Genomic DNA, 8,781 nt, shown 5'->3' on the forward strand with positions numbered 1-8,781 from the left:
GACCGGGGCTGCCGCCGGGACCTTCCGGACCCCGCGATTTCACGCCGTCCGGCCGAGTTTCAGGAGCATCATGACTGAGTACGCGGGGCCCTCGATGGAAGACCGTTCGGACGAGGAGCTGGCGGAAGCAATTCGCGGCGGTTCGGAGCAGGCGGCGATGGCGGAGCTGTACGTGCGCCACCAGTCCGCGGTGCTGGCCTACGCGCGTTCGTGCTGCCGGGACACGCACACCGCCGAGGACCTCGCGGCCGAGGCGTTCGCCCGGACGCTGGAGGCGGTGCGGTCGGGCGGCGGGCCGACGGGGCCCTGGCGGCCCTACCTGCTGACGGTGGTCCGGCGTACGGCGATGGCCTGGACCGCCACGGCCCGGCGGTCCGAGCTGACGGAGGATGTCGAGCGCTGGGAGGAGACCGCCCCGTACGCCCAGGACGGGGCGGAGTTCGCCCTGCGCGATGAAGAGGGCGACCTGGTCCTGCGCGGCTTCCGCGCGCTGCCCGAGCGCTGGCAGGCCGTGCTCTGGCACACCGTCGTGGAACAGGAGAGCGCCCAGCAGGTGGGGACCATGCTGGGGCTGAGCGCGAGTGGGGTCTGGTCGCTGGCGGAACGGGCCAGGGAAGGGCTGCGTGAGGCGTACCTGTCGGAGCACGCCCACGGCCCACGGGCCTCGCACGAATGCCGTCGGCACGGTCCGCTGCTTGCCGCCGCGGTGCGCCGGGGGCGCCGTACAGCCGGTCGGCGCCTGGAACGGCACCTGGGCGAGTGCCGCTCCTGCCGCAGGGCGTTCCGCGACCTGACGGAGCTCAACTCCCGGCTGCGGCTGGTGCTGCCCGGCGCCGTGCTGCTGTGGGGCGCCGAGAAGTACCTCTCCTCCAGCGCCGCAGCCGCTGCCACAGCCGCTGCGGGGAGCGGAGGTGCGGCGGCCGGCGGCTCGGGGGCGGCGGCTGGTCTGCCGACCGCCCACCTCGCCGGGGTGTCACTGGCGGCCGTGACGGCGATCGGCGCCCTGGTCTATCTGGCCGCCCCCCAGTGGGACGGCCCGGACAGAGCCACCCCGCCCGCCGTCCGGGAAGTCACCGGGCTGCCGGGGAGCCTCGGCCCCGGGGCGTCCATATCGACGGCCGCCCCTGCCCCGAGCGGTAGCACCAGCCCCATTCCCACCTCAGCCTCCACCCCCCCGCCTTCTCCTTCGTCCCGCTCCCTGGGGAAGACCGCCGGCTCCTCCGCGGTGGCTACCTCGGCACGCTCTGGCGACCGCACCCGGCTGCGGATCGACGCCACGGGGCTGTGCATGGAGATCCCGGGCGGCTCCACGGCCGCCGGGACGCAGCCGCGGGAGGCGGCGTGCACCGGCGTGACCTACCAGGAGTGGGACGTCACTCCGCAGGAGAAGCGCCGCCGGGTGATGCTCAGGAACGCGGGTACGGGCCTGTGCCTCTCCCACACCGGCACCACCGCCGCCGGCGCCCCCGTGCGGCAGGTGGTCTGCGACCCCGCCGACCCCCTCCAGGTGTGGACCATCAACCGGCACGACGACAAGGGCACCGCGGGGATCTTCACCAGTGACAACATGTACCTCGGCCTCAAGGAGTGGGCCCCGGCCGGGCGGGGCGAGGCGCACGACTCGCTGATCGCCACGTCCCCCCACTACTACCTCTCCCCGTCCCTGCACTTCCGCACCGACTGGTGACCCGACGGGCCGCGGCACCCGGCCGTGAAGGATCCCGTACGGGCCGCGGGCACAACGGAATCCCCGGCTGCCGGGGCACGGTCAGATGGAAGCCGGCCGGGCGCGCTCCGAGCCTTCGAGAGTGCGCCCGGCGGGTGCCCCGCCTGCGGCCTCCGCGCGCGGCCGCCGGGGCGGAAGGCGGCGGGGCGGCCTTCCGCGCCGCTTCGGTCGCCTCGCCGGTCTGCGAGAGGCTCCCCACGGCCGCGCCCCGCGCCACGGGGCCGGGGTAAGGCGTGCAGGGGGTTGATTCCTGCGTCGTTCATCGGAAGCTCCTCCGGTCGTCGAGTGCCGCCAGCCGTCCGCCCTCGGGGCGGCGAGGCCGTCTCCGACGGCGGCTACGGGTCATACCAGGGGAGATGCGTTCGAATGCCACCATTCCTCCATCTTTGCTGACTCTTCACCAAGTGCGGTCTCGGTCGATCCGGCCGGGCACCAGGCCAGCGCACTCTCCTTCAGTAAAGGAAAGGCAAAATGCCGGGAGGGTCCGGGTGTCTCGTTGCTCTTCCCGGTGAAGGGCGGCAAGACAAGGGAGTGCGGAGCGTCATGAGGCTCGGTCCGAGGCGGGTTGCCGGAGTGGCGGCGGCGTCCGCGGCGCAGTGGGCGGATGCGGCGGGAGCGGCTTCGCCCGGCGTGGCGGAAGGGGTGCTTGAGAACCGCTCGGTGGTCGTGGCGCCGGACCTCCCGGTCCGGCACCGCCTCGGTCACTCGCGGGACTGGTGGGTCGCCATGGTCGAGATGGCCACGGACATCGCGGCGTCACCGGCCGCCGTGACCTCCCTCGCCCCCGTCCGGCCCGCCGTCCGGTATCCGGCGCGGTGCGAAACCGGAAGCCACGCGGACACCAGCCCGCAGCCGGCCCGCTGGCCCCGCCCTACGGAAACACGAGAACGACGTCCCCGGGACAGAAACGGCCGGGCCACAGCCCCGGCCGGAACGCTCCCACGGAAAACCTGCGAGAAGAGGACGCACGAAAGTGTCCGAACCGATCTGCCCACACTGCGGCGCCGCCCCAACGCCTCGGGACGCGAACTGCTCCTGCGCCACGGCACACGCCCACGCCCACGCGGACGGGTACGACGACACCGAGCCGTTCGCATGGACACGGGTGCGCCGGTACGTCGACCTGCCTCCGCACGACGCGTCGGCCGCGGACACGACGACCGCCCCCCACCCGGGGCAGGGCGGCCCCCGGAGACCCGCCTCCGGTCCGGTGTGGGGGATCATGCAGGGGACAGTGCCGCAGCGGCCGGCACCCGATCCGTGCGCGGCGCCTCCCGAGGCTCCAGCGTCCCCGGCGCACGCCCTGGAGGGGTCGGCGGGTCCCTGGGAAACCCCCGCGGCCGCACGGCCTTCCGGCCCGCCCGGGGAAGACACTCTTGTTCTGCGCGCGGTCGGCCACGGCACGCGTGCTGCCGTCGCTCCGCCCGGGACGCAACGCTCGGACCGGAGTGCGCCGACGGCGCGCCAGGGCGTGGGCCTGAGCCGGTCGGCCAGGATCGCGGGCGCCGTGATCGTGCTGGCGGCGGTGGCGGGCGTGACTGCGTTTGCCGGTGCCATGGTCGGGACGGACGGCACCGAGCGGCAGGCGGTGCCGTCGGTGGTGCCCTCGATCCCGGTCGCCGGGCCGACCGCCGCACCCATCGCATCGCCCTCCGGCAGCTGGCTGGACCCGGTCGACGAGGACGGGTCCCTCCCCAGCGCTGCCCCCACCTCCCCGGCCTCGGACTCGTCCTCCGTGCTCCCCCGGACACCCGTGCCCACCGTCACCGCTACACCCACCGTCACCGCTACACCCACCGTCACCGCTACACCCACCGTCACCGCTACACCCACCGTCACCGCTACACCCACCGTCACCGCTACACCCACCGTCACCGGCGGGGGTGCCGCACGGTGTACCGTGCCGCACCTTCCCGGGGCGCCGTGTCCGTCCGGTGGCGGGGCGGACCCGGAATCGTCCCCGCCCGCTCCCACCGGCCTGTGCTGCGGGGCCACAGGCCCCGAGGTCGCCGACCTGCAGTACCGGCTACGGGCACTCGGCCTGTACGAAGGTCGGATCAACGGCGTCTATCACCAGCGCGTGACCGAATCGGTCGCCACCTACCAGCGGACCCGTCGCATCACGGCCGACCCGTCCGGCCGGTACGGGCCCTCCACCCGGGCCGCCCTGCGCACCGAGGTACCCGACGTCAGCGACTACTGACTCCCCGGCGTGGGAGCACGCCGGCCGTGAGGGCCGGGATCCTCCCCTCCCCGTGCGCAGCTCCAGCCAGACGGTCAGGCCCGGCCGCCGGGCGAAGTCCCCGCGCGGCGGCCGGGTTCTCCCCGACGGGCAGGCGTGGCCGTGTTCCGGCTGCGCGTCCTCCTCGTCCGATCGAGTTCGCGGCCAGGACGCGGAGCGGCTCCCGCGCGATCGGCCGTGCCGCGTTCGCGCGACGCGCCCTATCTCTTCACAGGTGGCAGGATCCTCCAGCCGAGCCCCGGCAGAGAATGACGACGGGCCACGCGATCCCCCGCCTCCCTCCGGACGCCCCGCTCCCTCGATCACCCGGTCCGCCGGGCGCCTGGGTCGCGTTCGGCCCTGTGGTCGTTCGGAGGCGGCGCGCACCGTCCAGGTGCCGATGACAGGGCGGGAGGCCGAGGCACCCGCCGCTCCCCATAGAGGACCGCCGTGCCGCCGTACTGAGGCCGTCGTAGTGACGAGCCGCCGTGCCGACGGGTCCCGCGAACGGCGACGGCCGGGTCCCACGCCGGACCCAGGGCCCCTGTCCGGGACGGTCACATCCGGGCTCTCGGCCGCTCCTCGACGAGCTTGCCGAAGACGATCAGACGCCCCCGGGTGCTGAACTCGGGCGTGCATGTCGTCAGGGTGATGTAACGGCCGGACTCGGAGAAGGGCGACCCGCCGGGGATCAGCCGGAGGACGCTCACGTCGGTGGGGGGCGTCTCCGGGATGCGGCCGGCCACCTCGTAGCCGTACGAGACGGTCGCGGTCTCCACCACGATCCGGTCCCCGGGCGCCAGTCTGCCGATCTCCCGGAACGGCTCGCCGTGCGTGTTCCGGTGCGCGGCCAGCACGAAGTTCCCGACGGAGTCGGCAGGCATCCCCGTGCCCGGGTAGTGGCCCACCAGGCCCTTGTCGAGCACCTGCTCCAGGCCGACGCCCTCGGCGATCGGGAAGGCCAGGTCCAGCTTCGGGATGCGGATGATCGCGAAGCCCTCGCCCGGCGCGAACTCCCCCGCCCCGTCCTCCGTCTGTGAGTCCGGTGCCTCATCGCTCCACGTCCGTTCCAGCTTCGAGAGCGCCTCGTCGGCCTCCGCGCGAGCCTGGACGTTGGTCCACCACACCTGGTGGACGACGAAGAGCACCATCGCCAGCCCGGACGTGACGAGCACCGTGCTCGCGGCCCGGGCGGCATGCGCGGCGGGCGACCGCTTGCGGCGGCGCCCGGCGCCCGTCGGACGTCGCGCGGCCCGGCGTCTCCCCGAACCGGCGCCAGGGGCCGCCGCCCGCCGGGCCCCGGCCCGTCGCGAAGGGGACGTCTCCCCCCTCTCAGAGGGCGCCGGCTCCGCTTCCGGAGCCGACTGCGGCGGGAGCGGTGTCCCGAAGTCCTCCTCGCCAGAGCCGGCCGTCCACTCGTGGGCCGACGGGGCCGGGGCATACGCCTGCGGTTCCTGAACGTACCAGCCGTCCGGTGACGGGAGCGGCTCGTGGCTGTACCAGATGCCGGAAGGCTGGGGTGGTACCGGAGTGTCCCAGGTGTCCGGCGGCGGCTGATGGGCGTACGCGTCGGCCGGTTGGTGCGGTGGGTACGTCTCAAGGTCGGAGGAGGCCGGCCGGCCGGGCCACGGGGAGGGGTGCGGAGCCGACGGGTACGCCGGAGGCTGGTGAACGTACCAGTCGTCCCGCGACCAGTGCGGTTCCTGAACGTACCAGCCGTCCGGTGACGGGAGCGGCTCGCCGCTGTGCCAGGCCCCGGACGGCTGGGGCGGTGCGGAGGTGTCCCAGCCGTCCGGCAACAGCGGTGGTTCCCGGACCCACCAGGCGTCCGGTGACGGTACGGGAGGGTACGGCTGCCGAGTCGCCGGTGCGCCGAACCCGTACGCGGCCTCCTCCGGATGCGGCATGGTCATGAGGAGGGTCCTCCGGAGACTCGGCCGGGTCGGTCCCGGCGGGATGGGGGTGACGGCCCGGTCGGGGCCGGCCCGGGTCTGCGGCGCCGCGGTGCCCGGGCGTGCGGGGAGCGGTGTCCGGTCAGTGGCCCTGGGAGGCCCTGCGCCGGGAGCGGGTGTAGCGGGTCCCGGCGAACGCCCCGCCGAGGAGGAGCACGGTGCCGCCGACGGCGGTCAGCGTGAGCACCGTGCCGTCGCTGCCCGTCGAGGCGAGGTTCCGGCCCGGGAGGCCCATGGCGGAGCCGGCCTTCGCGGACGGGATCTCTGTCGAGGACGGTGTGGCTCCCTGCCCCGCTTCGCCCTGTGTGCCGTGCTCGTGTGCGGAGTCGGTGCCGCTCTCGTCGAGGTCGGTGGGGCTGGTCGGGACGGCCGGGTCCGTCACCTCCAGGGCAGCGACGCCCTCGGCCGTCTCCTCCGGTGCGACAGCGACGCTCGGGGCGGCGCCGGCGGCCGGGGCCTTCCCGTCGAGGGAGACGGTGACGGTCGCGGCGTCGGCGGTGCGGCCGGTGACCTTCATGGTGACCTTGCTGGCGTTGTCCTGGAGGGTGATGATGCCGGCGTGGCGGCCGGTCGTGGACAGGACGATGGGGACGGCGGTGTGGTAGTTGCCGTCGGTCACGCGGTAGGCGAAGACGCTGTCGAAGTCCTTGTCCAGGGAGCCGGACGGGCGGCGGTATTCAAGGAGCAGGCTCTCCTTGTTCCCCATCGGGATCTCCAGCGCGCGGGTGCCTTTCTGGGAGCCGTAGAGAGGCTTGAGGCTGAAGGTCCCGGAGCCGGTGACGCGCCGGTGCTCCGCGGTCTCCAGCCAGCCCATGCGGATCAGCTGGTTGGCGGACAGGCCGGCTTCTCCGTTGCCACCCATGGGGGACCTGCCCGCGACGGCGGCGCGCTCCCCGCAGTCGACGAGGTTGCCGTTCTTGCACGTGAAGCGGACCTGGTGGCCGAAGCCGATGTTGTGGCCGAACTCGTGGCGGATCGTGGTCTCGGAGACGTCGTTGTTGCCGGTGTTCAGCCAGGTGTAGCGGCCGCCGATGGAGCCCATGCCGGACCAGTAGCAGCCGAGGCGGGGCAGGATGATGGACAGATTGTCCCAGTCCCTCTTCCGCTCAAGGCCCTTGGCGGTGACCTGTGCCTCGATGTCCTCCCGGATTCCCCTGAGGTCAGTGCAGCCAGCCTTCTGCCGCAGGGTCAGCGGACCGAGGACCTTCTCCTTGACGGCGGGTACGAAGGTGAACCGGCCGCGCGAGACCTGACTGAAGTACGTGTTCAGCGACTCGCCCGCGCCGAAGTACTTGTCGACGGCGTTCGCCCGCATCACGGCGGGGTCGGGGTGTGCCCGGTCGGAGAAGTCGGCCATGACGACGAGGACGCGGCCTTCCTTGGCGTCGTCCGCCGCGGCCGGCGTGGCCCAGGCCCCGACCGCAAGCGCGGTGAGGGATGCCGTGGCGGCGAGGACCCTGGCGATTCTGGTGCGCATGTGCTCTGTGCTCCCCTTGCTCGGAGTGTGCTTCACCCCGTAAGAGCAGGAGCCGGCCGCACCCTCGCACGCCGTTGCCATCTCGTTATCTTCTGGGGCGGGGGGATCCGCCACCGAGGGAGTCCAGCCCCCTCCTCGTGCTCCGGGCGGCCCTCAGCGCCCAGCGTCCGTACCCCACCCCGAGCCCCCGGGCCGGGCACGGTCGAGGCAGGCCGTCGATGCGCCCGAACGGCTGAACCTCGCCCCTGTCCAGCCCGGTCCGCCCTCGCCGTGGCCCACCATGAGCCCATGAACGTGATCAAGGCTGCGGCCTCGCCCGCTCCCTCTTCCACCTCTCGTGCGGCTCGCAAAGTCGTACCGCTCTGCGCCGCAGTCGTCGCCGCGGCGGTTGTCCTACCCGCCCTGCTGGCCGGCCCGTCGGCCGCGCAGACCGCACCTGAGCGTCCCGCGGTTCGCGCGGCCCAGGCAGTCTCGATGGAGCAGGCCGTACTGGAGCGCATCAACGCCTACCGTGCCCGCCACCACGCCCCGCCGGTCACCCTGGACCAGAACCTGAACGGCATCGCGGCGGACCGCGCCCGGCAGTGCACCGGCAGGCCCGTGGCCTCCAGCAGCCCGCCCTACCTGACGAACGTGGCAGCGGGCGTCTACAGCAACCCTGAACTCTACGTCGACGCCTGGTACGAGACCAGGACCGGATACGACTACGACTCGGGCACCATGTCGGACTTCAGCGCCGGCAACTTCACCCTCATGGTGTGGAACGAGGTCACGACGATCGGCGTCGGGTTCGCCGACACCTGCGAGTCGAGTAGCCCCAGCGGCTTCCCGTACGAGCTGACGGTCGCCTTCGGCCCGACCGGGAACGTCCCCGGCGCGTTCAAGGCGAACGTCAACCGGCCCGACCCCACCGTCCCACTGCCCACTCCCGCCACCTGACAGCACCGCAGCCAGCAAGTCCCGCCCTCGGGCCGCCGCACCGGCGAGTGCGGCGGCCCGAGGGCGGGAGGAAGACCGCCGCGGACGGCGTCGAGGCGCCCGGCCCGCGAGCGTGCCGGTGCGGCGGCCCCACCGGGCGGTCGGGGGCGAACCCGCATGACGCCGAAGTCCGCAGTCGAGCTGTATCGGAGACAAGGCCGGTGCCGTGCGGCGGCCCCACCGGAGTCGCGCCGCGGACGAGCCCGCGCCCGCGGTGCGGGGATCCGGAGCTACCCGCCGCCGCGGCCTGACGATGCCCGACCAGGGCTCGAAAGCCGGCGAATCAAACGCCCGAATCCCGCTCATCTGCGCGATAGGCGAGGGGGGCAAGGGCCCGGAGTGAGCGAAGGGACCGAGGCCGGGCGCAGAAGAGGACTGATTCACGCCGCTCCCGGTCGGCTCCTGAACGGCCCGCGACACACCTGAG

General features: G+C 73.5%; 5 protein-coding genes. 3 read left to right on the forward strand and 2 right to left on the reverse strand.

The annotated features are described in order from the left end of the window. Positions 1-70 precede the first annotated feature (70 nt). On the forward strand, positions 71-1,687 hold the full coding sequence (locus QK442_RS10150; RefSeq protein WP_177204290.1) for a sigma-70 family RNA polymerase sigma factor: 1,617 nt from the start codon (positions 71-73) through the stop codon (positions 1,685-1,687). A gap of 1,573 nt (positions 1,688-3,260) precedes the next feature. After that, a complete protein-coding gene (locus tag QK442_RS10155; protein ID WP_282693540.1) occupies positions 3,261-3,929 on the forward strand; it encodes a peptidoglycan-binding domain-containing protein in 669 nt (222 codons plus the stop codon). 575 nt (positions 3,930-4,504) lie between these two features. On the opposite strand, the gene QK442_RS10160 is transcribed toward QK442_RS10155, so the two are convergent. Together QK442_RS10160 and QK442_RS10165 are read right to left on the reverse strand one after the other, a co-directional pair. Next, positions 4,505-5,122 carry a class E sortase gene (locus QK442_RS10160; protein WP_282693541.1) on the reverse strand — a complete coding sequence of 206 codons (618 nt, stop codon included), beginning with the start codon at positions 5,120-5,122 and terminating at the stop codon, positions 4,505-4,507. An 859-nt stretch (positions 5,123-5,981) separates the two neighbouring features. After that, on the reverse strand, positions 5,982-7,376 hold the full coding sequence (locus QK442_RS10165; protein WP_071278465.1) for a hypothetical protein: 1,395 nt from the start codon (positions 7,374-7,376) through the stop codon (positions 5,982-5,984). A 474-nt stretch (positions 7,377-7,850) separates the two neighbouring features. Here QK442_RS10165 and QK442_RS10170 point away from each other — a divergent pair, with 474 nt between their 5' ends. Next, positions 7,851-8,315 (forward strand): CAP domain-containing protein, encoded by a 465-nt coding sequence (locus tag QK442_RS10170; RefSeq protein ID WP_071278467.1) that lies wholly within the window; start codon positions 7,851-7,853, stop codon positions 8,313-8,315. Positions 8,316-8,781 lie beyond the last annotated feature (466 nt).

This window comes from Streptomyces sp. CC208A, from assembly GCF_030010625.1.
GTDB lineage: Bacteria > Actinomycetota > Actinomycetes > Streptomycetales > Streptomycetaceae > Streptomyces.

What these genes read in the sequence shown, in the direction of transcription:
- QK442_RS10150 (WP_177204290.1), top strand. Translation starts at nt 71, where the DNA reads ATGACTGAGTACGCGGGGCCCTCGATGGAAGACCGTTCGGACGAGGAG.
- QK442_RS10165 (WP_071278465.1), bottom strand. Translation starts at nt 7,376, where the DNA reads ATGCGCACCAGAATCGCCAGGGTCCTCGCCGCCACGGCATCCCTCACC.
- QK442_RS10170 (WP_071278467.1), top strand. Translation starts at nt 7,851, where the DNA reads ATGGAGCAGGCCGTACTGGAGCGCATCAACGCCTACCGTGCCCGCCAC.